Raw genomic sequence first — 23,121 nt, 5'->3', positions numbered from 1 at the left:
GCACTGTCTCGTTAGGACGTGACATTGTGGGCACCATGTCCTACCTCGCGGATAGCGCGCGCTACGACCAGATGACTTACCGGCGGACGGGACGCAGCGGCCTCAAGCTGCCCGCCATCTCGCTCGGCCTGTGGCACAACTTCGGCGGTGACCGGCCCTACGAACTGGGCCGCGGGATTGCGCGGAGGGCGTTCGACCTCGGTGTCACGCACTTCGACCTCGCCAACAACTACGGTCCGCCCTACGGTTCGGCGGAGATCACGTTCGGGCAGATCCTCAAGGATGATCTCAGGCCGTACCGCGACGAGCTCGTGGTTTCGACCAAGGCCGGCTACGACATGTGGGACGGGCCGTACGGCGAGTGGGGCAGCCGCAAGTACCTGCTCAGCTCCCTCGACCAGTCGCTGACCCGGATGGGCCTCGACTACGTCGACATCTTCTACTCGCACCGGTTCGACCCGGAGACGCCGCTCGAAGAAACCATGGGCGCGTTGGTCAGCGCGGTCCAGCAGGGCAAGGCGCTCTACGTCGGCATCTCGTCGTACTCGCCCGCGAAGACCCGCGAGGCCGCCCAACTCCTCAAGAGCGCTGGCGTGCCGTTGCTGATCCACCAGCCGTCGTACTCGATGCTCAACCGCTGGATCGAGCCGGAGCTGCTGGACACGCTGGAGGAGGTCGGCGCCGGCTGCATCGCGTTCTCGCCGCTCGCGCAGGGCATGCTGACCGACCGCTACCTCGACGGGGTGCCCGAGGGGTCGCGCGCGTCGCAGGGCAAGTCGCTGTCGACGGACCTGCTGACCGAGCAGAACCTCGGCCGCATCCGGTCGCTCAACGAGGTCGCGAAGTCGCGCGGGCAGTCGCTGGCCCAGCTCGCGCTCACGTGGACGATCCGCGACCCGCGCGTCACGTCGGCGTTGATCGGCGCGTCCTCGGTCGGGCAGCTGGAGCAGAACCTCGCGGCCCTGCAGGCGCCGCCGCTGACCGACGACGAGCTCGCCGAGATCGACAAGTACGCCGTCGAGTCGGGCATCGACCTGTGGGCGACGAGCTCGCAGGCCGAATGATCTAGGCCTGGTGCCGGGGGAGACGGATCGTGAACACCGTCGACCCCGGCCGGCTGGCCAGCTCGATCGTGCCGCCGTGCGCCTCCACCAGCGACTGGACCACGGCGAGCCCCAGGCCGCTGCCGCCGCGCTGGCGGGTCCGCGAGTCGTCCACGCGGTAGAATCTGTCGAAGATCCGCGCCTGGTCCGCGGCCGGGATGCCGGGGCCGGTGTCGCTCACCCTGATCACCGCCCAGCCGTTCTCCGCCGTCACCTTCAACGCCACCGACGTGCCCGCCGGCGTGTGCACGGCCGCGTTGGTCAGCAGGTTGTCGAGCACCTGCCGCAGTCGCGTCGGGTCGGCGGTCATGCGCACGGTGTCGGCGTCCAGGGACAGTTCGTGGGACGGCCTGCCCGCGCGGAACGCGTCCGCCGCCGCCTCCGCGACCACCGACAGGTCCAGCTCCTCCGGGCGCAACGGCGGTTCGGTCGCCGCGGAGTCCAGGCGGGCCAGCAACAACAGGTCGTCGAGCAGCACGCTCATGCGCGAGGCCTCCGACCGCAGCTTCTCCAGGTGCTTCTCGCGCTCGCCCGGTTCGTTGGCCGCCGCGTACCGGAAGAGGTCGGCGTAGCCGCGCAACGACGTGAGGGGCGTGCGTAGCTCGTGCGAGGCGTCGGCGATGAACCGGCGCAGGCGTTGCTCTGCGGCCGTGCGGGCGGCCAAAGAAGAGTCGATGTGCGCGAGCATCTTGTTGAACGCCTCGCGCAATTCCTCGACCTCGACGCCACCGCCGCGTCCGTCCACGCGCACGGTGAGGTCGCCCGAGTCGGTGAGGTCGTGCGACGAGATGTCGTGCGCGGTGTCGGCCATGTCCGACAACGGCTGCATGCCCTTGCGGATCAACGCCTGACCACCCACGACCAACGCGACCAGCGCGGCCAGGAACGCGATCACCCCGACCGTGACCAGCTGGGAGATCGTGCCGTCGCGGTCCTGCATCGGGGCCGCGCTGACCACGATGTACTCGCCCTTGATCACCTGGCAGGCGCGCAGCCGGAACTTGCCCTCGTCGCGCAGGTACTCGGTCTGGAACTCGTCCGCGGTCAGCGCCCTCTTGGCGAGCGCGTCGAACTCCTCGCGGTCCTCTGGCTGCTGGTCGCCGGGCTGAGGCCGCAGCTCACCGCCGTCGATCTTGTAGACGACCGCGAACCAGTCCGGCGGGATCTTGGTGATCTTGCCGGAGTACTCCAGCTCCTTCACCGAGCCCTGCTGGCTGATGATCATCTGGTCGTCGAGGCGGCGGTCGAGGAAGTCCTTCATCGACGTGACCATGACCCAGCCGACGATCACGAACACCGTCAGCGCGAGCGCGCCCAGGCCCAGGGCGAGGCGGGTGCCGAGACGCCAGTCGCGGACCGGCTTCAACCGGAACTTCATCGAGGTGCTCACTCAGCTGCTCGGCGGAGCACGTACCCCACACCGCGCACGGTGTGGATCAACGGCTCGCGGCCGTCGTCGAGCTTGCGGCGCAGGTGGGAGATGACGAGCTCGACCACGTTCGAACGGCCGCCGAAGTCGTACTCCCACACGTGGTCGAGGATCTGCGCCTTCGTCAGCACGGCCGGCGAGCGCCGCATCAGGTACCGCAGCAGCTCGTACTCGGTCGGCGTCAGCGTCACGAGCTTGCCGCCGCGACGGACCTCTCGCGTGTCCTCGTCCATCACCAGATCGGACACCTTCAGCACCGAACGCTTCCACGACGGACCCGTCGAGCGGCGCAGCACGGCCCTGAGCCGGGCCATCAGCTCCTCGACCGAAAAAGGTTTTACGAGGTAGTCGTCGCCGCCCCTGGTGAGCCCCGCGACCCGGTCGGCGGTGCCGTCACGGGCCGTCAGGAAGACCACCGGGACCATCGCACCGGCCGCCCGCATCCGATCAAGAACGGTGAATCCGTCCAGGTCAGGCAGCATGAGGTCGAGCACGACGATGTCCGGCTGGAACTCGGCCGCCTCTCTCAACGCCTCTTCGCCGTTGAGTGCGGTCGCGGCCTGCCAGCCCTCGTAGCGGGCGACCGTCGCGACCAGGTCAGCGATGTGCGGCTCGTCGTCCACGACGAGCAATCGAACCGAGTTCCCCTTGTCCACGTGCTCATGGTGCGTCACCTGGTGGCCCCGGCGCTCGATCGACAGGAAGTCGACAGCGGGTGCAAAGCGGAGCCACAGCTCGAACGCCAAGGATCGAGACCGACCGCCAGAGACCGCCTGACCGAGGAGCCCGCCGTGACGACCACCCTGCAGCCTCCTGTGCGACCGGCTGCGGCCGGCCGTGCGACGCCGCACAAGGTGCTGGCCAAAGCCGGCCTGTACGTGTTCCTCCTGGCCAACGCGGCGTTCGTGACGTACCTGTTCAACGCGGCGGGTGTCGGCTCGAACAAGCTGGTCAACCTCGGCCGGCTGGCGGGTCTGTACGGCGCGCTCGCCATGGCCTTCCAGCTGCTCCTGGTGGCGCGGCTGCCCTGGTTCGACCGGCGGCTCGGCATGGACAAGCTCACCTCGTGGCACCGCTGGGTCGGCTTCACGATCTTCTTCACGCTGATCGGCCACCTGGTCTTCATCGCGTTCGGCAACGCCGGCGCCGACGGCCCGATCGCCGAGGTCGTGCGGCAGGCGACCGAGCTGGAGGGCATCCTCCGCGCGCTGGTGGCGTGGGCGATCATCATGGTCGTCGGCACCGTCTCGGCCCGTTTCGCGCGGCGCCGGATGGCCTACGAGACCTGGCACTTCATCCACCTGTACACCTACATCGCGATCTTCCTGGCGTTCTCGCACCAGGTCGCGGTGGGCAGCACGTTCCGCAAGTCCGCGCTCGCGACCGGCTACTGGTGGGGCCTGTGGGCGTTCGCGCTCGGCTCCGTCCTCCTCGGCCGCGTCGTGCTCCCGCTCTACCGCAACTGGAAGCACCAGTTCCACGTCGCCGCCGTGGTGCCGGAGGCGCACAACGTCGTCTCGGTCTACATCGAGGGCAAGGACCTCGACCAGCTGGGCGCGAAGGCGGGCCAGTTCTTCCTGTGGCGCTTCCTGACCAAGGACCGCTGGTGGCAGGCCAACCCGTTCTCGCTGTCCGCGGCGCCGAACGGCAAGTACCTGCGGCTCACCGCGAAGGCCCTGGGCACCGGCAGCGCGGACATCCGCAACATCAAGGTCGGCACCCGCGTGTTCGCCGAGGGCCCGTACGGCGCGTTCACGACGATGCACCAGACCAAGCCGAACGCGCTCCTCGTCGCGGGTGGTGTCGGCGTCACGCCGGTCCGCGCGCTGCTGGAGGAGATCAAGGGCCACGTCGTGGTGCTCTACCGGGTCAGCGACCCGCGTGAAGCGGTGCTGCTGCGCGAGCTCGAAGGCCTCGCCAGGGCGAAGGGCGCGGTGTTGCGCCTGGTCACCGGTTCGTCGAAGTCCATCACCGCGAACGGCCCGTTGCTCGGCCCGGAGAACATCGCCGCGCTCGTGCCGGACGTGCAGGACCGCGACGTCTTCATCTGCGGCCCGAACGGCATGACCGACGCGGTGATCACCAGCCTCGACGAACTGGGAGTGCCCAGCAGCCAGATCCACGCCGAGCGCTTCGCGCTGGCCAACTGAAGGGGTTCGACGACGTGAAGTGGGCAATTCCCGTAGCGGTGCTCAGCGTGGCCGGCCTGGTTCCGGTCTGGCTCTACTCACCGGGCGCCGCGCACGAGGGCGAGATCAACGAGGCCGCCGCGCCGCCGGCCCAGGAACAGCAGCAGGTCGTGCCGCAGACCACCGCACCCCAGACCACGGCGCCCAAGGCCACCGGCGCCGCACCGAAGACGATCGGAGCCGCGCCGAAGACGACGACTCCGCAGCAGCAAGCGCAGAACCGCACCGTGCCCGGGCCTGCGGTGAACACGTCCGAGGGCACCGTGCAGGTGCAGGTGACGTTGCAGGGCACCAAGATCGTCGACGTGAAGGCGTTGCGGGCGCCCAACAGCAACCCGACCAGGATGGCGCTGCCGCTGCTGCGCGAGTCGGCGCTGAAGGCGCAGAGCGCGGACATCGACACGGTGTCCGGCGCGACCGCGACCTCCGACGGCTACAAGCAGTCGCTGCAGGCCGCCCTCGACGGGGCGAAGTAACCGTGGCCGTGCGGCGCGTCGAACAGATCATGGGCCTGCCGATCTCGGTGGACCTGCGTGACGGGGACGCCGCACTGGCCGAGAGGGCGTTCGCCTGGCTGCGCGAGGCGGACGCCCGGTTCTCGCCGTTCAAGCCCGACAGCGAGGTCTCGCGGCTGGACCGGGGTGAGCTCACCAGGGAAGAGCTCACCCCGGACCTGGTCGAGGTGCTCTCACTGTGCGACTGGTACGAGCAGTCGACGGGCGGCGCGTTCACGGCGCGGGTGCCGGGCCGCGGGCTCGACCCGTGCGCGGTGGTGAAGGGCTGGGCCGTGCAACGGACGGCGGACATGCTGCGGGCGGGCGGCGCGACGTCGTTCTGCGTCAACGCGGGCGGCGACGTCGTGACGGCCGGCGAGCCCGAGCCCGGAAAGCCTTGGCGCGTGGGCGTTCGGCATCCCGACGTCGCCGACCAGCTCAGCGTCGTGCTCGGCGTGCGGGACGGAGCCGTTGCCACGTCAGCGTTGTACGAACGCGGACAGCACATCCTCGACGGCCGCACCGGTCAGCCGGTGTCGGGACTCCTGTCGGTCACGGTCTTCTCCGACGACCTCGCGATCGCGGATACCACTGCCACAGCAGCGTTTGCGCTGGGCAGGGACGGGATCGAGTGGGCGGCGGCGCAGGAGGAGTGCGAGGTCTTCATCGTCGACGAAGATCGTCGCGTGTACTCGAGTCCTGGACTTCCCGTACACATCTGTTAACATGCTCGCCCAACGGAGCCTTGACTCCGGGGCACGTTTTTCGTTGATCAAGAGCTGATCGGAGCTCGCGCTCGGGGCAAGTCCCGGCCTGCTGTTGACCAAGTGATCGTGCGAGAAGGCCTGCTGTGGCGCGAATTCGGGAGCGCGCCACAGCGGGCCTTTTCTGTGTTTTTTGGTCGCTGCTCCGCAGACGGCGGCGAGTTCGCCGGGAAGTCGCGAACTCGCTTACGCGTAGCGGTCTTCGTTGAAGTCCAGGTTCACCGCGGACATGCCGAGATCGCGGCCCATCGCGTCCAGCACGTCCACCATCTCCAGCCCCATCAGCCAGTCGCGGGGCAACGCTTCCGTACCGTGCAACGCGCCGAGCACGTTGCCCGTCAACGCCGCCGTGGCGTCGCTGCCGCCGGAGTGGTTCGCGGCGGCGCGCATGGCGTCCACGAACTGCGACGGCTTCGGGTGCGTCAGCACGGTGTAGACCGCGATGGCCAGCGCCTCCGGACCGGTCCAGCCGCTGCCGAGCCGGTCGACGCGCACGGGCGACGAACCGTCGTGTTCGTCCGCCAGCACCACGGCCCGTGTCAGCACCGTCGCCGTGTACGTGTCGTCGCGCAGCACGCGGCCGATGACCTGGTCGATCGCCTCGCGCAACGGGCGCGCCTTCACGGCGAGCAGGTGGACCAGCAACGCCAGCGCGCCGCCGGAGACCCAGCCGCCCGTGCCGCCGTGCGTCAGGGCGGCGAACCGGCAGCCGAGGTCGTACGCGATCGCCGCGGACGGCGCGAAGCCCGCCGGTGCGGTGCGCGTGACGCCGTTGCAGCCGGACGACTCGTTGTGCGGGTTCTCCGGAGTGGACGGTGTCTCGGCGGCCAGCGCGCGCAGGCACGTGAGGCCCGGTGAGCGGCTCTCGTACAGCCGTTCGTCGGCGAGCAGCCCGATCGCACCCCGCTCGGGGGCCGGTTGCTGCTGGGTGATCAGCCAGCGCCGGTAGCTGTGCCAGACCATCTGCGACGGTTCCCACTCGCCGGTGCGTTTGCCGCGCACCCAGGCGCGCAGGTAACCGTCGGCGGTGAACAGGGTCAGCTGGGTGTCGTCCGTGAACAGCGCGGGCTTCGGCGGCCCCATGACGCCCTCGGAACCGTGTTCGCGCTGGATGTCGGCCCAGCCGAGGTACTGCACGGGGGCACCGAGCGCATCACCGAGAGCGCCGCCGAGAAGGCACCCGGCGCCGCGGTCAACCACGGAATTCCTGTCTCGCGGCACAGGTGAACAGTAGCGTCCCGCGAACTTGGCCCTTACTTGTATCTGAGACTCGGGCTTGCGCACCTTCTGAAGTGACGAGGTCAGCGCACCTGAGGAGGGGCATGCGGAGCAAAACCGGACTCGAGTTCGGCGTGCTCGGTCCACTCCAGGTGCTCGCGGACGGACGGCTCGTCCAACTGGGCCGCCGCGGCATGCGCGGGCTGCTCGCCATGCTGGTCGTCGAGGCGAACCGACCCGTCTCGATCGACCAGATCGTCGACGCGCTGTGGACGGACACGCCTCCGGCCACGGCGCGGACGATCGTGCACGGGTACGTCTCGCGGCTGCGCAAGGTGCTCGAGGAGTCCGATCCCGCGGGCTCCGCGACCATCCGCACCACGCCGACGGGCTACCAGCTGACGGTGGATCCCTGGCGCCTCGACCTGCACCGCGCCAAGCAGCTCGTGGCGTCTTCTCGCGGCAAGCCCGCCGCCATCAGGGCGGGCTTGCTGCGCGAGGCACTGGGGCTCTGGCGCGGTCCGGTGCTCGCGGACGTGCCGGGCGACCCGATGACGTCCGACCTGGAGGAGCTGCGGCTGTCGGCGCTGGAGGAGCGCATCGACGCCGAGCTCGAGCTCGGCCGCCACCTGGAGCTGGTCGGCGAGCTGCGCGGGCTGTGCACCGAGTACCCGTTCCGGGAACGCCTGGTCGCCCACAGCATGCGGGCGCTCTACCGGTCCGGCCAGCGCGCCGACGCCCTCGAGGCCTACCAGCGCTTCCAGCGCCGTGCGGTGGACGAACTGGGCATCGACCCCGGTCCGCAGCTACGGGCGTTGCACGAGCAGGTGCTGCGCGACGACCCGTCGTTGAGCGTGATCGGCCCGGTCGAGTCCCGTCCCGTGGCGCCGCGGGCCGGGATCGTGGCGCCCGCGTTGCTGCCCGCGTCGGCGTCCCGGCTGTTCGGCCGCGACGACGACAGGGCGTGGCTCGACACCGTGGTGGCGACCAGGAACCTGCTGGCGACGGCGGTGGCCGTGCTGACCGGCGCCCCCGGTGTCGGCAAGAGCGCCCTCGCGATCACGTGGGGGCACGAGAACTCCGAGCTGTTCCCGCACGGCGTGCTGTTCGCCTCGCTGGGCGACACCGAACCGGGCGAGGTGCTGACCCGGTTCCTGGTGGCGATGGGCGTGCCGGCGGACGGCGTGCCGGTCGGCGTGGAGGACCGCGTCGGGCTGTACCGCTCACTGCTCAACCGCCGCCGCGTGCTGGTCGTGCTGGACGACGCGACGGCGTTCGACCAGGTCCAGCCGTTGCTGCCGCCGGGCTCGGGCTCGGTGGTCCTGGTGACGTCGCGGTCGCAGCTGGAACGGCTGGTCGTCACCAACAGCGCCCGCGTGCGCAAGCTCGGCCCGCTGGACGACTCGTCGTCCCGTGCGCTGGTGGACGACGTGCTGGGCAAGCCGTTGTCCGTGCGGGACCCGGCGGCCTCGCAGAAGCTCGCGGAGCTCTGCGGGGGGTTGCCCCTCGCGCTGCGGGTGGCCGCCGCGAAGCTCGTGATCAGTCCGGAGTGGACGGTCGAGGAGCTGGTGGGGGAGCTGGCCGACGACGGGCAGCGGATGCGCGGCCTCGACCTGCCGGAGGCGGGACTCGGGGTGTCGCGGGCGCTCGACCTGTCGACCCGTGACCTCCCGTCGGAGCTGGGCGAGGTCTTCCAGTCCGTCGGCATGGCGCCCGGCCGGTGGATGTCGTCGCACGCCGTCGCCGCGCTGACCCGCGTCCAGGTCGAGGCGGCCCGGTCCCGGCTGGCGCAGCTCGTCGGGGTGAACCTGCTGGTCGAACCGTGGCCGGACGGCTTCACGATGCACGAGCTGGTGCGCCTGTACGTTCGCGGAGCGGGCCGTCCGGACCTGGACTCGTTGCGGCGCCTGGTGGACTACTACCTCGTGGCGTGCGACCACGTCCGCAGGGCCATCCGGCCGGCGCGCGACGGACTCGACTTCGTGGTGGCGGACAACGGTTCCACCGCGTTGCCCGCGTTCGGCGACCCGGTCGACTGGTTCGACCAGGAGTGGCCCAACATCGTCGCGGTCGTGCACGCGTCCGCCGAAAGGGGCCTGCACGACCAGGTATGGCAGCTGGTCCGGCTGCTGCACCACTACGCGACCGTGCGCGCGCTCACCGGCGAGTGGGTGGCGTTGGTCGGGTTCGGGCTGGCCGCGGCCGAGGTGACGGGGAGCCGCCTCGGCCAGGTCCTCATGCTGGACACGACCTACACGACGAACGCCCGGCTGGGCCGTCCCGTCCTGCTGCCGGACGCACGTCGCGCGCACCGGCTCGCCGTGGAACTGGGTGAGCGCCAGTACCTCGTGCTGACGCTCGCCCAGCTCGCCGACGTCCTGTTCCGGCTGGAGCAGCACGACGAGGCCCTGTTGCACTTCTGGGAGTCCGTGCAGCTCGCGCAGCAGTCCGGCGACGTCGTGGGCGAGGCGCACGGCCTGAACAACGTGGCGCAGGTCGAGCAGGCCCGCGGGCACGTGGAAATCGCGCTGCGGCACCAGGCTCACGCGGTCGAGGTGTACCGGCGCTCCGGTGACAACGTCGCGTTGATCCGCGGTCTCGCGAACCTCGCCGAACTGAACCTGCAGGCGGGCGCCCTGGACCAGGCCGAGATGCTGGCCCGCCAGGTCGTGGACCAGGCCGCCGTCGCCGAGGTGACCTACCTGGAGGGCTTCGGCCGGCACGTGCTGGGCGGGGTGTTGCTCCGTCGGGCGGAATGGGTTGCTGCGGCAGCGGAATTGACGGAGGCGCTGCGCCTGTACGCGCAGGTCAACTCGGCCCGCGCGGTCGCGGTCAGAGCCGCTCTGGACTCGTTGTCGTCCGAGGTTTAGCGGACGTTTAGTCATCTGGTCCCAAAGCATGGGATGTTGGACGAGCAGGCCGCCGAGTGGGGGATTACCGAGGGGGTAAGGCGCCTGCTTCTGGAGGGCCCGACCGGCATTCGGGGGAGAGTGCCGGTCGGGCCTTCCTCTGTTCGGGCACCTCCGGGTGGGCGGCGGAGCCGTTAGCCTGCGGTGCGTGGGAGACATGGCGGAGTGGCCGGGGTCCGGTGGTCCCGCCCACGTGCTCGGTGATCTCGGCGCGGACCCGGAAGCGGTCGCGCTCACGGTGGACGACGGCCCGCACCCGCTCTGGACACCGGAGCTGCTCGACCTGTTGGCGCGCCACGAGATCCGCGCGACGTTCTTCCTGATCGGCAGCGAGGTCCGCGCCCACCCCGAGCTGGCCCGGCGGATCGTCGCCGAAGGGCATTCGGTCGGCAACCACACGATGCACCACCCGCAGTCGTTCGCGGCCCTGCCGGAAACCCTGCTGGAGAAGGAGGTCGTGGACGCGCAGCGATGCATCGAGGACGTGACGGGAGTCGCGGCGACGTGGTTCCGCGCGCCCTACGGCGACTGGTCGCCGTTGGTGCTGCGGCGACTTCACGCGCACGGGCTCCGAGGCGTCGACTGGAGCGTCGACCCGGAGGACTGGAGCGAGCCCGGCGCGGAACACGTGGCGCGGGTGGTCGGCGGGAGCCGGCCGGGGGACATCGTGCTGTGCCACGACGGCGGTGGTGACAGGTCCGGCACGGTGGCGGCCCTGCGCGAGGTCCTGCCCGTGCTGCGAGACCGGGGGACGCGGTTCACGGCGCTGTGAACCGCGCTCTGCTCAGCCGCCGATGCGGCTCTCGTCGCTGCACCGGGCGACGGGCAGCAGGTCCGGTCGCTTGGGCGCCAGGCCGTCCCCCATCGACTCACCGCGCAGCGTGCGGCCGATCCACGGCACCACGTACTCGCGCGCCCACTTCAGGTCCGCCTTGCGCTGCGTGACCCAGTCCGCCTGCTCCAAGGCGGCGGGCCACGGCGCGTCCCAGGAGCGGTCGTCGATCAGTCCGAGCACCTCGGCGGCCTTGAGCGCGACCCGCTGGTGCCCCTCCGGCGAGAGGTGCAGCCGGTCGGCGCTCCACGCGCGCCGGTCGTGCAGCGGGTGCATGGCCCACAGGTCGACCATCCGGCAGTGGTAGCGCTCGGCGATCGACCACAGGTGCGTGTTGTAGATGGCGACCTTGCCGCGGATGCTCCGGAGCAACGGCGTGGAGCGCGTGTCGAACCCGGTGAAGATCACGACGTCGCAGCCGGTGGAGCGGAGTTCGGCCACGGCCACCTCGTAGACCTCGGCCAGCGCGTCCGGGTCGCTGTTGGGCAGCATGATGTCGTTGCCGCCACCGCAGAACGTCACCAGGTCGGGCTTGAGCGAGATCGCGAGCGGCACCTGGTCGTCGATGATCTCCTGCAGCATCTTGCCCCGGACGGCGAGGTTGGCGTACCTGAACTCGGGTGCCTGCTGGGCGATCATGCCCGCTAGGCGGTCCGCCCAGCCCACGTAGGTGTCTTGCGGGCCCGGATCATCCATGCCCTCGGTGAAGCTGTCCCCCAGGGACACGAGACTGTTCCATCGCAGCAGCACAACATCCCCCTTGATCGTGCGAAGTGCCGGTCTGACCACTCGCCGGCGGGCTCCCGTCCGAAGGCGACTGGTTAGCATGTACAACGAACCCGTGGTTACGCCACCGTCGGTTATGGCATCGTAAGTTTGGTCGCAGTGCGTGACGATTCTTTTACCACTCGATCGAGGGAAGCTTGAGCACGTTCCAGCGGATTCGTCTGATTCGCTCGCTAACTTGTGCCGGATGCGTTCTGTTTTGCCGCTTCCGTTCGTTTCGGTCGGTGTCGCGCTTCTCACAGCCGGGGCTCTGACCGCCGTCGCCCTGGGTGGCCCCGCCTCTCCTGGGGCTGGCGGGAGCCTCGAGGTCACACCACCCCCGCACTCCAACCCCGTCGTCAGGCCGGAGACCGTGCCGCCCCGCGAAAGCGTGGTGGGCACGACCGTGACGCCTCCCGCTGCCCAGAACGCGGAAAACCCCCGCGGCGACCTCGGCGCGTGAGGTCACCGCGGGGGTCGCTGGGCCTTTCCGAAGGGGCGCCGCCGCCGGACTTGCCCCCTCGGAAAGGGGTGGGACCACTGCCCGGGACGCCGCCGCCGATCTGCCCCGAGCAGTGGGACTGGGACCGTCTCAGGGGGCGCCGCCGCCGATCCACCCCCTGAGACGGGGTCTGGGGGTCAGCCGCTGACGGCCACGTCCAGGGCGGCCGCCGGCACCTGTTCGCTGTACGCCGAGCGCAGCCTCAGCTCCGCGCCCGGCGAGGCCCCGATGTGGTCGAGGCCGAGGAGCGCCGCGCCCACCACGGGTGGCACGTCGACCAGGCGGACCTGGGCGAGCGGGGCGGCTTCCAGGATCTGCTGCCGGACCGGGCCGACCACCGTGTCACCGGTGTGCGTCAGGACCCCGCCGCCCAGCACCACGTCCACGGGCTCGTCCATCAGGTCGAGCTTGCGCAGGGAGACGGTGGCGAGCACGACGATCTCCTCGACGAGCCGGTCGACCTGGGCGAGCGCCACGGCGTCACCCTGCGCGGCCACCTCGAAGACCAACGGGCACAACGCGTGCGGGTCCAGCTCGATCTCCTCGAAGTGGATCTTCTCCACCACGTTGGAGATCGAGGTCTCGCCGTAGTGCTTCAACAGCGCGGGCAGCAGCAGGGTCGGCTTGCCCCGGCCGTCCTCGGCGCGCACCGCGTGCCAGAGGGCGTCGTTGCCGAGCTGGCCACCGCCACCCCAGTCACCCGAGATCGCGCCCAGGGCGGGAAAGCGGTGCGTACGACCGTCACGGGCCACACCCACGGCGTTGATCCCGGCTCCGCAGACGACCGCCACACCCCCAGCGGCGGCGGTCCCTGCCCTCAGCAACGCGAACGTGTCGTTGCCGACGAACGTCGTCCTCGACCAGCCCCGCTCGGTGATCGCCCGCGTCAGGTCCTCCTCCTCGCGGGGCAGGTCCGCTCCCGCGAGGTAGGCGGACGTGTGCGCGGCGATCGGCTCGTCGGGGGACAGTCCCGCCTGAGCCGCGGCCTCGCGTGCCAGTCCCTCGAACACGTCGAGTCCGCGCTTCATGCCCACGGTCTGCGGAGGGGCACCGGGCCCGCGCACCTGCGCGAGCACCTTGCCGTCCGCGTCGACCAAGAGCACCGCGGTCTTGCTGTTCCCGCCGTCGATGGCGAGCACCCGGTCGGTCATCGTTGTCAATTTCCCTTCACCCACGGCAGCAGATCGCGGTTCTGCGCGATCAGCTCGTCGGCCAGCTGGTCCGCGATGGCGTGCTGCCCGATCAGCGGGTGAGCGAGCAGCGCGTTCGCCACCCGGTCCCGGCCGCCGTGCTTCGCGGCTTCCAGCGCCAGGTACTCGTACGCGGTGACGTGCGAGATCAGGCCGGAGATGGACGGTTCCACCGGGCGGATCGGCAGCGGCCTGCCACCGTTTCCGTCCACAGTGGACGACACTTCGACCACGGCGTCGTCGGGCAGGAAGGGCAGCGAGCCGTTGTTCCGCACGTTCACCACGTGCTTCTCGGCGCCCTCGCCACCGGTCAGCGCGTGCACAAGCTGCACGGCCGCCTCGGAGTAGTACGCGCCGCCGCGCTGCGACAGCTGCTCCGGCTTCGTCACGACCGACGGGTCGCCGTAGATGTCGAGCAGTTCCTTCTCGACCGCGGCCACGACCTCGGCGCGCGGCGGTTCCGTGAGCTGCTTCTTCACGACGGCGTCGTGGTTGTAGAAGTAGTTCAGGTAGTACGACGGCACCATGTTCAGGCGCCGCATCAGCTCGCCGTCGATGCCGATGTGCTCCGCCAGGCCCTCGACGTGGTCCGCGAGGAGCTCCGGCAGGCGGTCGACGCCGTCCACGTACACGCCGCGTTCCCACGTGAGGTGGTTCAGGCCGACGTGCTCCAGCTCCACAGTGGACGGATCCACGCCGAGCAACGCGGAGGTCCAACGTTGGAACGTGATCGCCACGTTGCACAGGCCGATCGCCTTGTGGCCCTCCTGCAGCAGGGCGCGCGTCACGATGCCGACCGGGTTCGTGAAGTTCACGATCCACGTGTCGGGCCCGGCGAGCCGGCGCACCTTGTCCGCGATGTCCAGGACCACCGGCACGGTCCGCAGGGCCTTGGCGAGGCCTCCCGCGCCGGTGGTCTCCTGGCCGACGCACCCGCAGCTCAGCGGGAACGTCTCGTCCGAGGCACGCGCCTTCTGCCCGCCGACCCGCAGTTGCAGCAGGACAGCGGAAGCGCCCTCGATGCCCTCCTCGAGCGACGAGGTGGTGCGCACCTTCGCCGGGTGACCCGCGTGGTCCAGCAGGCGCTGGCTGAACGGGCCGATGAGCGAGAGGCGGTGCTGGTCCGGGTCGACGAGGACGATCTCGTCCACCGCCAGGCTGGTGCGGCGGCCGGCGATGCCGTCGATCAGCTCTGGTGTGTAGGTGGACCCGCCACCGACGACGGTGAGTTTCATCCCTTGACCCCCGTGAACGTGATTCCCTTGACGAACGACTTCTGGGCGAAGACGAAGAGGACGACGGCCGGGATCATCGTCAGGAACGTGACGGCCATCGAGGAGTTCCACTGGACGATGTGCATGCCCTTGAACGTCGCCAGAGCCAGCGACAACGTCCACTGGTCCTTCACTTCACCGGTGTAGAGCAACGGACCGAAGTAGTCGTTCCAGGTGAAGAGGAAGCAGAACAGCGCGGTGGCCGCGATGCCGGGCTTCGCCATCGGCACGATGATCCGCACCAGCGCCTGGAACTCCGAGCAGCCGTCCACCCGCGCCGCGTCCACGTAGGACTGCGGGATGGTGAGCATGAACTGGCGCAGCAGGAAGATGCTGAACGCGTCGAACAGGAAGTACGGCGCGATGAGCGGGACCAGCGTGCCCGTCAGGCCCAGGCCCGACCACGTGTCGTACAGCGGCACGGCCACGACCTGCGGCGGCAGCATCATCGCGCCGATGACGAGGATGAAGGCCACGTTCCGGCCGCGCCACTGCAGCTTGGCCAGGGCGTAGGCGGCGGGGATCGACGAGATCAGCATGCCCAGCGTCGCCAGCAGCGAGTACGTGAGGCTGTTGACCAGGTACTGGAACAGCGGGGCCTTGTCGAAGACCTCGACGAAGTTCTCCCAGTGCCACTCGCGCGGCCACAGGTCCGAGGTGAACGCCTGGTTGTCCGACATCACGGCGGTGAGGAAGACGAACACGACGGGCGTCGCGAACATCAGGCCGAGCGCGAGACCGATCGCGTGCGTCGCGACCCAGTTGAGAACTGCGCTGACGTTGAGCTTCCTGCGCGGCTGCTCCGGTTCCGCCGGGACGTCGACCGGTGGTTTGGCCAGCGTGGCGGTCATGCTCCCGGCCCCCCTTCCTCAGCGGTGGAGTTCTTGCGCATCCGCTGGACCAGGACGATGGTCAAGGCGAACGAGATGATGAACAGGACCGTGGCCATGGCGGCCGCGTAGCCCATGTCGAAGTAGCGGAAGCCTTGCGTGTACAGGTAAACCGGGAACGTCAGCGTGGAGTTGTCCGGGAAACCGAGATATTTGGTCGATCCCGTCGCGTCCGCCGCTCCCGAGCCGGCCGACCCCGCGACGACCGCCTGTGTGAAGAGCTGCAACGCGAGGATCACCGAGTTCACGATGCCGAAGAGCAGCACCGGGGAGATCGTCGGGAGCGTGACGTGCCACCAGCGCCGGATCGGGCCGGCGCCGTCGAGCTCGGCCGCCTCGTACTGCTCCTGCGGCACGTCGAGGATCGCGGCGAGGATGATGATCATCAGGTCGCCGGAGATCCACAGCATGATCGCGGTGATGCCGGTCTTGGCCCACGCCGGGTCCGAGAAGAACAGCGGCGAGTCGACCCCGAACCAGCCGAGCACGGTGTCGAGCGGACCACCGTTGGGGCGCATCACCATGAAGAACACGAGGGTCGCGGCCACCGGCGGTGCCAGTGAGGGCAGGTAGCAGAGCGTGCGGATCAAGCCGACGCCCGACTTCAGACGAGCGATGACCGACGCCACGCCCAGCGCGAACACGGTCCGCGCGATCGTGAGCACCACGACGAACCAGAGCGTGTTCGCGATCGCCTTGCCGAGCAAGGGGTCCTTGAACATGAACGCGTAGTTGTCGAGGCCGTTGAACTCCGGCGGGTTGATCAGGTCGTACTTCGTGAACGAGAGCACGATCGTGGTGACCAGGGGATAACCGAAGAACAGGACGAAGCCGATGATTGCCGGGGCCATGAACCCGAGCACGGCCAATCGGTGGCGGGACCGTGCCCGCCCCCTGCCGGGGGCGGGCTTGGCGCCGAGCGTGGCGGTCATCTTGCGAATCCTCTACTTGCCGCTCTTGGCGATCAGGTCGTCGATGTTCTTGTCGACTTCCTTGAGGCCTGCCGCCAGGTCCGGGACCTTGCCGGACTGGTAGGAGACCGAGAAGTCGGTGACGGCCTTGATGTGCGCGTCACCGATGGGGGTGACCGGGTTGCCCTTGAGCTTGTCGCTCTTGGCCAGGTCGATGAACGTCTTGAACTGCTCGTCCACCTCGAGCTTCGGGCTCTCCATGGCGGCCTTGGTGCTCGGGACGTTCTTGATGGCGTTGGACAGGCCGACGATCGTGTCGGTGTCGAACGTCAGGTGCTTGATCAGCTCCCAGGCGGCGCCGGGGTTCTTGGCGCCCTTGGGGATGCCCATGATCGTGCCCGTGGTGAAGGCGGTGCCGTACTCGGCGTTCTTGCTCGTCGGGAACGGTGCCGTGCCGAACTTGATCTGCGGTGCCTGCGCCTTGAGGAACGCGGTGCGGTACTCACCGTCGACCATGATCGCGATCTTGCCCTGGTGGAACGCGTGGTCGGCCGAGTACTCCTGGCCGAGACCCGCGCGGAACCGCTCGAGGGCGTCGTAGCCGTAGAAGTCGACGAGCTTCTTCTGGAACGTCATCATCTCGGTGAAGCCGGCGGAGGTGGCGAGCGAGGACTTGCCGTCCTTCTCCCACTCCGCGCCGAACGTCGGCGCGAGGATGGTCGGTCGGTTCGCGTAGAAGCCCATCGTGGGCAGGTAACCCGCGACCTCGATGTCACCGTTCGGTGCCTTCTTGGTCGCCTTCACGGCCGCGTCGTACAGCTCGTCCAGGGTCTTCGGCGGTGCCGTGATGCCGGCCTCGGTGAGCTTGTCCTTGTTGTAGTACATGGCGTACACGTCGGTGAGCATGGGCATCGCACAGCGGTTGCCCTTGTACTCGGTGTACTGCTGCACCGCGGGGGTGAGCTGGTTCAGGTCGACCTTGTCGCGGTCGATGTAGGACTTCAGCGGCTGGAACGCCCCGGAGGAGCAGAACTGGCCGATGTTGTCCGTCGTGAACGACAGCGCGACGTCCGGCGTGTTGCCCGACCGGATGCCCGCGGTGATCTTGTCGTCGTCCTGCGAGCCCTCGTGCTTGATCTCGATGTTCGGGAACTTCTGGTTGAACGTCTTGAGGGCCTTCGTGACTTCTTCGTACTCGCGGTCGGAGTAGTTGCTCCAGACCGTGAGGGTGAGTTTCTCGTCCTTGCCAGGAGCAGCTGCGGCGTCGGAATTCGCGCCACCACCCTTGCCCGCCGCACATGCGGTGAGGGTCAGCGCTGCGGCGACACAGAGCAAGGCAGCACGGGTGTGCTTGCGCATGTGCACTCCTTCTCGATCAACGTGGGGACCCGGCGACCACTGGGCCGCGGAATGGAGCCGTGGTGGCTGCCGGGAGGCCGAACACCTGTTCACGTGCCACGGCGAGGGCCGAGTGCAGTGCGCCGCTGCGCACCGGTTTCCCGGTCACCAAGGCCAGCTGGATGGGTGTTCTCGGCACCACCAGTTGCCGCAGTTCCGCGGCAACGAGGTCGTTCAGCGTGGTTCCGCCTGCCTGCGCGATGTCGCCGGACAGGAGGATGAGTTCCGGGTCGAGCACCGCGACGACGCTAGCCACGCCCGTGGCGATGCGCTTGGCGAGATCGGCCATGAACTCACGGCCCGCCGGACCCGCGGCCAACGCCTTGCGCACGGCACCATGACCGTTGCGCGCGGCGAGCCCGTGGGCGCGTGCGAGCTTGCAGATCGCTGTACTGCTGAGCAGCTCACCGAACGTCCCGCCGGAGCGGTCCGTGTCCGTGTCGGCCGCCGCGCGGTCGGGGATCATCAACCCGTCGATCTCACCCGCGCCACCCGAAGCGCCGCGCAGCAGCGATCCGTTGACGACGACGGCGGCACCGACGAGGTCCGCGGGCCAGATGACGACGAAGTCGTTCACCTCGGTGGCCCGTCCGGCGACCATCTCCTCCAGCGCGACGAGGTTGACGTCGTTCTCGACGCTCACCGACGTCGCGAGCCGCTCCCGCAACTGGCCGGGCACGTCGAAACCGCTCCAGCCGGGCAGGTGTGGTGCGTAGGCGAGCTCGCCGTTCGCGGGGTTCACCGCTCCCGGGCAGCCCACCACGGCGTGCAGCAACTGGTCGGAGCTCAGACCTGCCTGACCGCAGGCCTTGCCGACCGCGCTCACGAACGCCTCCAGCACGCCGTGCTTCGCGGGCATCGGCGCCTTGTGCTCGGTGAGCACGGCACCGGAGATGTCCGCGATCGCGATGTCGACCGTCTCGGGGGTGAGATCGACAGCGGCGATGTGCGCAAGCGCCCCGTTGACCGACCACAGCTGAGCCCTCGGTCCGCGGCCACCGCCACGCAGTCCGTTGCGAACCACGGTGTCGGCGTCTTCGAGCCTGGTGAGCAGCTGTGCGGTCGCCGGCTTGGAGAGGCCGATCAGACCTTCCAACTCCGACCTGGTCAGCGGCCCGTTGCGCAGCAGAGCCTCGATGGCTGCGCGGTCGTTGATCTCCCGCAGCAGTCGTGGGCTTCCGGCACGCATTAGGTCCGCTCCTGTCTGTTAACTTTCCAGACGATTTCGAGGAGACGGTAGTGACCTGCTTCACCCGGGTCAATCCCCGATATGGGTCCGTTACCTGAGTTAGGTTCGCCTAAGGCACCCTGGAACCATGACGGACGTGCGCCAGGAGTCACTCGCATCGCTCCTGGGAGGCCGAGGCGGCGCCCTCGACGCCTCCCTGCCTCCGCTCGCGTTCGTCGCAGGCTGGCTGCTCTTCGGCCACTCGATCGGCGCCGGCGCGGTGGTGGCCGTGCTGTGCGGCGTGGCGATCGGCATCTTCCGCTTCGTGCGAGGCGAGAAACCCCGTGCCGTCGTGTTCTCAGTCCTACTCGTGGTGGCCGCAGCGCTCGTGGCTTTGTATACAGGCCGTGTCGAGGACTTCTTCCTGATCCAACTGCTGTCCAATGTGGCCTCCGCACTGGCGTGGGCAGGCTCCATCGCCGTGCGCTGGCCACTGCTCGGCGTGGTGGTGGGCACGCTTCTCGGTCAGAAGACCCGGTGGCGGCGAGATCCTGCCCTTTTGCGCGCCTACTCCATCGCTTCGTGGGCGTGGGTTGGGCAGTACGTGCTGCGTGTCGCCGTGTTCACTCCACTGTGGCTGGACGCGCAGGTGTTCTGGTTGGCGACGTTGCGGGTGGCGATGTCCTGGCCGTTGCAGATCGTCTGCATCCTGGTGTCGGGGTGGATGCTGCGGCGGGCTTTGCCTGCCGACCACCCTGGGTTCCGGCATCCTCAGGTGCCGGAGTCTGCCTCTTAGGTCAGCGCCGCTTCCGCTTCTTGCCGGAGCCGGGCACCGTGCCGGTCTTGGGCGGCAAAGGTGGGGCCTCGGGGAACGCCTCGATGGAGTCCTGGCCCTCCATGAAGTCGAGGAAAGCCTTGAAACAGAACCGGTAGGCGAGGTAGAAGAAGCCCACCGCGACGACTCCGAGGCCTGCGACGATCACTCGCTCCTGCTCGTCCAGCCCGCCGGTGGTGCCCCAGTCCTTCTGCAACTCGGGCGAGCCGGTGACGAGGGACAAGGTCATCATCGTCAGGATGTAGAGCGGCATGAGCAGGAACGCGCCGACGAGCAGCAGGATGTACGGACGGCTGTCGGTCCGAAACTCCCAGTTCGCCGGACGAAGCTCGTGCTTCCTCAACGGACGGTAGGACCACAATGGCCGTTCGCCGACCTCGACTCCGGCCGATCGTGCCTGGACCATCGCGAGTGCCGTCCTGCCGACTTCCTCCGTCACCGGGATCAACAGTTCGCGGGCGGTACCGATGACGTGCAGCGCGGGTCCTGGCTTGACGTCGAACGTGCGTGGCCTGCCCACGTCACCGCCGGCGTAGACGATCACCTGACAGGTCATCTCCTGCTCGACCTCGATCAGTTCGATCGACCGCATCGCCGTCCACGGCACCGCCACGACGTCCCGCGACCGCTTCCGGAGTGACACCAGGCTGTCCAGCACCAACCGGTCCTCGCGGACGCACAGCCGGACCTTGAGTCCTCGGGTGGGGAACGGAATCTCCAGCTTCGACCGGATCAGCGCGGACGTGACCGGACGGGTCATCGCCAGCACCACCAGCTCGCTCAACGCCCAGGGCACCACGACCAGCCCGACCGTGATCACCCAGCCGACCGGCCGGCCGTGATCACCGGCAATCTGCATGCTGTGGAAGATCCCCGTGAACACTCCGGGGAACGCGGCCCAGCGGCACCAGACCCTCCACATCGGCAGGCGGCGCCAGTGCCACACCAGGCCGACGACGGTGATCACCCAGAACGCCACGGCTCCGGCTGCCAGTTCGCCGAGACTGTTCGGCTGCACCGACTTCCGCGCGGCGAGGGTGTTCTCCCAGGCGTCCAGATGCGTGGCGGAGACCAGGGTGAGGAGGGCGGTGAACGCGAGCAACGCGAGTCCTGCCGTCCGGCGGAGGAGCCGCTCGATCACAGCTCGCCCGCCATTCGCTGCTTCTCCCAGTACTCGCGCCACTCCTGGTTCCGCGCGTTCTGTTTCACCTGCGCGTCGGCCTCTCGGTGGGACTGGTCGCTCCACTCCTGGGCCATGGCGTTGCCGAGGATCTTCGGAGCGAGCGGCAAGGAGACCTCGGGATACTCCTTGCCCCTGAACTTGGGGGTCCACCCGCCGTCGAGCACGTCGTTCGCGTGGTCGAGGCGCCGGTCGCCGATGCCCAGGCTGTCACGGAGGTTGCGGTTGACGTTGTCGCCCAGGTCCGCTTTGACCTTGCTGTAGTCCTTGTCCAGCTGGTCTCCGCGCTTGCCGATCTCCTTCAACTTGTCCACGTCGCCGGCGTCGAGCTTGCCCGCCTGAGCCTTCTTCGCCATGTGGAGGGCTTGTTGCGACTGCTTGACGGCGTCCTGGTTGTACTTCTTGACGGCACCGTCGAGGTTGCGGGTCGTGCCCTTGATCGTGTCGCGCGACCTCTTCGCGTCGTCGGCCACCTTCTCCAGTTGCTTGACGACCTTGCTGATCTTCTTGGCGTTCTTGCCGGCGGTGATCGTGCCCTGGACGACGGTGTCCGCGATGAACGCCGCCTGCGAGGCACCGAAGGTGATCGGGGTCAGGGCACTGGCTGCCGCGAACTTGATGATCGCGTTGGAGACGAAGCTCGCGATAGCGTCGCGGACGGCACCTCTGACGACGCCGACCGCCGAGGCTGCGACCGTCATGGCCGATGCCGCCGAAGTGGCGTGCCCGGCACCACCCGCCACCACGTTGGAGAAGTCCTGCACGGCCTTGCGGTAGCCGTCGACCGCGGCGCCTTGCGACTGGCTCAGCGCGTCGAGAGTGCTCATGTACTTGTCGGCCGTCTCCTGCATGCGCTTGGCGATGTTGCTCCACGTCAGCGCCATCGCGTTCACCGCGTCGGGGTCGCCCGCGAGGAAGTCGAGACCCTCCTTCAGGAACCCGATGTGTTCGATCAGCCAGCCGATGCCTGCGGAGAGCAGGCTGCCCATCGGGTTCGTCACGAAGCCGAGCAGGTCCATGCCGAACGCCGCCGCGTCGCCCGCCATGGCGCCCCAGTCGCCCTTGACGCCGTCGTAGATGAGGTTGGCGGAACTGCTGAAGATGCCCGCCGCGTCCCAGGCCTGTGTGGGGCTGTCGAAGTTCGATGGCCCAGCCATGCTCGCAGGGTCGAACCCCTCGGTGGCGTTGAGAGGGTTCTGCGGTTCCTCACTCACGGCTGTACCTCGTCCAGGCCCTGGCGGAGCTTCTTGAAGGACTCCGCCATCGCCTCGTCGCTCTCGGCGTAGGTCTGGCGCATGTCGGCGAACCGCTCGACCACGTCGTCACCTGCGGCCTTCACCGTGTCGACGTACTCGCGTGCGTCGTTGGTCCACCGCTCCATGACCTGGGCGAAGAACATGCCCACGATGCCCCAGGCCTGCGGGTTGCCGACGTAGTCAGCGCCGGCATCGGCGGCGGAGGGCAGGCCCGCGAGGAGAGCTTTGAGCTCTCGCTCGTGGGCCTCCAGGACCTTGAGGTCCACCTGGAAGCCCGTCATCACCAGCCACCTTCCTTCTTGAAGAGGCTGCGCTGGTCGTAGTCGGTATCGTCGTCCTCGACGGGACGGCGGGCCGGGCGAGGTGCGGGCGGCTGGGACGCGGCCGCGTCCTGCTGTTCCTCGTTCACCACGAACTGGTGCGGTGCTGCGGGTTCCGGTTCGTCCGGGACGTCGATCGGTGGGATCTGGGACTGGACGAACTGCATGGCCTCGCTGTTGTCGCCGATCAGTGGCGCCATGATCGTGGAGATTTGGCCCACGGCCTGGGCTTGGGCGCGTTTCGCCGTCGACATCACGAGTGCGGCCAGGCGGTCTTTGGGCATGTCGTCGGTCTTGGTGCCGAACGACAGGCTGAGCAGCGCTCCCCCTGCACTGACGCTCACCGTCACGGCGCCGTCCGTGCTGGTGGCGGCGCCGGTCAGGTTCGCGATTCGGGACTTGGCCTCTTCGGCCTGTTCGAGGAGTGCGGCGGTGCGCTGTTCGTAGTCCTCGACGAGCTGGTTCGGATCGGTCATGTGGCCCCCCTTGCACGT

Annotated in this window: 22 protein-coding genes; 8 read left to right on the top strand and 14 right to left on the bottom strand. The window is 68.8% G+C overall.

The annotated features are described in order from the left end of the window. The first annotated feature begins 35 nt into the window (after positions 1-35). Positions 36-1,064 carry an L-glyceraldehyde 3-phosphate reductase gene (mgrA, locus tag IEY88_RS19750; protein WP_189156259.1) on the top strand — a complete coding sequence of 343 codons (1,029 nt, stop codon included), beginning with the start codon at positions 36-38 and terminating at the stop codon, positions 1,062-1,064. A 1-nt stretch (position 1,065) separates the two neighbouring features. Here the strand turns inward: mgrA and IEY88_RS19745 are convergent, their stop codons facing one another. Together IEY88_RS19745 and IEY88_RS19740 are read right to left on the bottom strand one after the other, a co-directional pair. Next, on the bottom strand, positions 1,066-2,481 hold the full coding sequence (locus IEY88_RS19745) for a sensor histidine kinase (protein WP_189156639.1): 1,416 nt from the start codon (positions 2,479-2,481) through the stop codon (positions 1,066-1,068). An 8-nt stretch (positions 2,482-2,489) separates the two neighbouring features. Next, positions 2,490-3,188, bottom strand: coding sequence for a response regulator transcription factor (locus IEY88_RS19740; RefSeq protein ID WP_211335635.1), 699 nt, complete (start codon positions 3,186-3,188; stop codon positions 2,490-2,492). 135 nt (positions 3,189-3,323) lie between these two features. On the opposite strand from IEY88_RS19740, the gene IEY88_RS19735 reads away from it, so the two are divergent. Genes IEY88_RS19735 through IEY88_RS19725 form a run of 3 tightly spaced genes read left to right on the top strand, consistent with a single transcriptional unit; the run spans position 3,324 to position 5,940 of the window. Next, positions 3,324-4,682 (top strand): ferredoxin reductase family protein, encoded by a 1,359-nt coding sequence (locus IEY88_RS19735; protein ID WP_229693562.1) that lies wholly within the window; start codon positions 3,324-3,326, stop codon positions 4,680-4,682. A gap of 14 nt (positions 4,683-4,696) precedes the next feature. Then, positions 4,697-5,197 carry an FMN-binding protein gene (locus IEY88_RS19730; RefSeq protein ID WP_189156258.1) on the top strand — a complete coding sequence of 167 codons (501 nt, stop codon included), beginning with the start codon at positions 4,697-4,699 and terminating at the stop codon, positions 5,195-5,197. Positions 5,198-5,199: 2 nt separating this feature from the next. Beyond that, positions 5,200-5,940: an FAD:protein FMN transferase gene (locus IEY88_RS19725; RefSeq protein ID WP_229693561.1), complete on the top strand. Its 741-nt coding sequence runs from the start codon at positions 5,200-5,202 to the stop codon at positions 5,938-5,940. A 225-nt stretch (positions 5,941-6,165) separates the two neighbouring features. Here IEY88_RS19725 and IEY88_RS19720 read toward each other — a convergent pair whose 3' ends face one another. Beyond that, positions 6,166-7,179: an ADP-ribosylglycohydrolase family protein gene (locus IEY88_RS19720; protein WP_229693560.1), complete on the bottom strand. Its 1,014-nt coding sequence runs from the start codon at positions 7,177-7,179 to the stop codon at positions 6,166-6,168. A gap of 122 nt (positions 7,180-7,301) precedes the next feature. On the opposite strand from IEY88_RS19720, the gene IEY88_RS19715 reads away from it, so the two are divergent. Next, entirely contained in the window at positions 7,302-10,067 is a 2,766-nt protein-coding gene (locus IEY88_RS19715) for an AfsR/SARP family transcriptional regulator (protein WP_189156256.1), read from the top strand. A gap of 196 nt (positions 10,068-10,263) precedes the next feature. Beyond that, positions 10,264-10,878 (top strand): polysaccharide deacetylase family protein, encoded by a 615-nt coding sequence (locus IEY88_RS19710; RefSeq protein ID WP_189156636.1) that lies wholly within the window; start codon positions 10,264-10,266, stop codon positions 10,876-10,878. Between the two features lie 12 nt (positions 10,879-10,890). Here the strand turns inward: IEY88_RS19710 and IEY88_RS19705 are convergent, their stop codons facing one another. Continuing rightward, positions 10,891-11,688: an SGNH/GDSL hydrolase family protein gene (locus IEY88_RS19705; RefSeq protein ID WP_308426001.1), complete on the bottom strand. Its 798-nt coding sequence runs from the start codon at positions 11,686-11,688 to the stop codon at positions 10,891-10,893. Between the two features lie 223 nt (positions 11,689-11,911). Between IEY88_RS19705 and IEY88_RS19700 the strand changes: the two genes are divergently transcribed. Further along, a complete protein-coding gene (locus IEY88_RS19700) occupies positions 11,912-12,166 on the top strand; it encodes a hypothetical protein (RefSeq protein WP_189156254.1) in 255 nt (84 codons plus the stop codon). Between the two features lie 176 nt (positions 12,167-12,342). On the opposite strand, the gene IEY88_RS19695 is transcribed toward IEY88_RS19700, so the two are convergent. Genes IEY88_RS19695 through IEY88_RS19670 form a run of 6 tightly spaced genes read right to left on the bottom strand, consistent with a single transcriptional unit; the run spans position 12,343 to position 19,057 of the window. Then, a complete protein-coding gene (locus IEY88_RS19695) occupies positions 12,343-13,356 on the bottom strand; it encodes an N-acetylglucosamine kinase (RefSeq protein ID WP_189156253.1) in 1,014 nt (337 codons plus the stop codon). 5 nt (positions 13,357-13,361) lie between these two features. Continuing rightward, complete coding sequence (locus tag IEY88_RS19690; protein WP_189156252.1) at positions 13,362-14,630, bottom strand: 6-phospho-beta-glucosidase; 1,269 nt, start codon at positions 14,628-14,630, stop codon at positions 13,362-13,364. Continuing rightward, positions 14,627-15,520 carry a carbohydrate ABC transporter permease gene (locus tag IEY88_RS19685; RefSeq protein ID WP_189156251.1) on the bottom strand — a complete coding sequence of 298 codons (894 nt, stop codon included), beginning with the start codon at positions 15,518-15,520 and terminating at the stop codon, positions 14,627-14,629. The genes IEY88_RS19690 and IEY88_RS19685 overlap by 4 nt, the downstream gene beginning before the upstream one ends. After that, a complete protein-coding gene (locus IEY88_RS19680; RefSeq protein ID WP_189156250.1) occupies positions 15,517-16,491 on the bottom strand; it encodes a carbohydrate ABC transporter permease in 975 nt (324 codons plus the stop codon). The genes IEY88_RS19685 and IEY88_RS19680 overlap by 4 nt, the downstream gene beginning before the upstream one ends. A 12-nt stretch (positions 16,492-16,503) precedes the next feature. Further along, entirely contained in the window at positions 16,504-17,829 is a 1,326-nt protein-coding gene (locus IEY88_RS19675) for an extracellular solute-binding protein (protein ID WP_189156249.1), read from the bottom strand. A gap of 16 nt (positions 17,830-17,845) precedes the next feature. Continuing rightward, the gene (locus IEY88_RS19670) at positions 17,846-19,057 is read right to left on the bottom strand and encodes an ROK family transcriptional regulator (RefSeq protein ID WP_189156248.1); all 1,212 of its coding nucleotides are present in this window, start codon (positions 19,055-19,057) and stop codon (positions 17,846-17,848) included. Between the two features lie 127 nt (positions 19,058-19,184). On the opposite strand from IEY88_RS19670, the gene IEY88_RS19665 reads away from it, so the two are divergent. After that, positions 19,185-19,832 carry a DUF3159 domain-containing protein gene (locus IEY88_RS19665; protein WP_189156247.1) on the top strand — a complete coding sequence of 216 codons (648 nt, stop codon included), beginning with the start codon at positions 19,185-19,187 and terminating at the stop codon, positions 19,830-19,832. A gap of 1 nt (position 19,833) precedes the next feature. Here IEY88_RS19665 and IEY88_RS19660 read toward each other — a convergent pair whose 3' ends face one another. The 4 genes from IEY88_RS19660 to IEY88_RS19645 are packed head-to-tail and all read right to left on the bottom strand — an operon-like array spanning position 19,834 to position 23,103. Continuing rightward, the gene (locus IEY88_RS19660; RefSeq protein ID WP_189156246.1) at positions 19,834-21,012 is read right to left on the bottom strand and encodes a hypothetical protein; all 1,179 of its coding nucleotides are present in this window, start codon (positions 21,010-21,012) and stop codon (positions 19,834-19,836) included. Further along, complete coding sequence (locus IEY88_RS19655; protein ID WP_189156245.1) at positions 21,009-22,208, bottom strand: hypothetical protein; 1,200 nt, start codon at positions 22,206-22,208, stop codon at positions 21,009-21,011. Before IEY88_RS19655 ends, IEY88_RS19660 begins: the two co-directional genes overlap by 4 nt. Before the next feature lie 53 nt (positions 22,209-22,261). After that, positions 22,262-22,588 carry an FH2 domain-containing protein gene (locus IEY88_RS19650; protein WP_189156244.1) on the bottom strand — a complete coding sequence of 109 codons (327 nt, stop codon included), beginning with the start codon at positions 22,586-22,588 and terminating at the stop codon, positions 22,262-22,264. Further along, entirely contained in the window at positions 22,588-23,103 is a 516-nt protein-coding gene (locus IEY88_RS19645; RefSeq protein WP_189156243.1) for a YbaB/EbfC family nucleoid-associated protein, read from the bottom strand. The genes IEY88_RS19650 and IEY88_RS19645 overlap by 1 nt, the downstream gene beginning before the upstream one ends. Positions 23,104-23,121: the final 18 nt, after the last annotated feature.

It is taken from the genome of Lentzea pudingi, assembly GCF_014646255.1.
GTDB classification, from domain to species: Bacteria; Actinomycetota; Actinomycetes; order Mycobacteriales; family Pseudonocardiaceae; genus Lentzea; species Lentzea pudingi.
This window is presented reverse-complemented; position numbering and strand designations above follow the sequence as displayed.

Coding starts and splice junctions, on each gene's coding strand:
- mgrA (WP_189156259.1), top strand. CDS start 36: ATGTCCTACCTCGCGGATAGCGCGCGCTACGACCAGATGACTTACCGG.
- IEY88_RS19745 (WP_189156639.1), bottom strand. CDS start 2,481: ATGAAGTTCCGGTTGAAGCCGGTCCGCGACTGGCGTCTCGGCACCCGC.
- IEY88_RS19715 (WP_189156256.1), top strand. CDS start 7,302: ATGCGGAGCAAAACCGGACTCGAGTTCGGCGTGCTCGGTCCACTCCAG.
- IEY88_RS19710 (WP_189156636.1), top strand. CDS start 10,264: ATGGCGGAGTGGCCGGGGTCCGGTGGTCCCGCCCACGTGCTCGGTGAT.
- IEY88_RS19700 (WP_189156254.1), top strand. CDS start 11,912: ATGCGTTCTGTTTTGCCGCTTCCGTTCGTTTCGGTCGGTGTCGCGCTT.
- IEY88_RS19695 (WP_189156253.1), bottom strand. CDS start 13,356: ATGACCGACCGGGTGCTCGCCATCGACGGCGGGAACAGCAAGACCGCG.
- IEY88_RS19690 (WP_189156252.1), bottom strand. CDS start 14,630: ATGAAACTCACCGTCGTCGGTGGCGGGTCCACCTACACACCAGAGCTG.
- IEY88_RS19685 (WP_189156251.1), bottom strand. CDS start 15,520: ATGACCGCCACGCTGGCCAAACCACCGGTCGACGTCCCGGCGGAACCG.
- IEY88_RS19680 (WP_189156250.1), bottom strand. CDS start 16,491: ATGACCGCCACGCTCGGCGCCAAGCCCGCCCCCGGCAGGGGGCGGGCA.
- IEY88_RS19675 (WP_189156249.1), bottom strand. CDS start 17,829: ATGCGCAAGCACACCCGTGCTGCCTTGCTCTGTGTCGCCGCAGCGCTG.
- IEY88_RS19670 (WP_189156248.1), bottom strand. CDS start 19,057: ATGCGTGCCGGAAGCCCACGACTGCTGCGGGAGATCAACGACCGCGCA.
- IEY88_RS19665 (WP_189156247.1), top strand. CDS start 19,185: ATGACGGACGTGCGCCAGGAGTCACTCGCATCGCTCCTGGGAGGCCGA.
- IEY88_RS19655 (WP_189156245.1), bottom strand. CDS start 22,208: ATGGCTGGGCCATCGAACTTCGACAGCCCCACACAGGCCTGGGACGCG.
- IEY88_RS19650 (WP_189156244.1), bottom strand. CDS start 22,588: ATGACGGGCTTCCAGGTGGACCTCAAGGTCCTGGAGGCCCACGAGCGA.
- IEY88_RS19645 (WP_189156243.1), bottom strand. CDS start 23,103: ATGACCGATCCGAACCAGCTCGTCGAGGACTACGAACAGCGCACCGCC.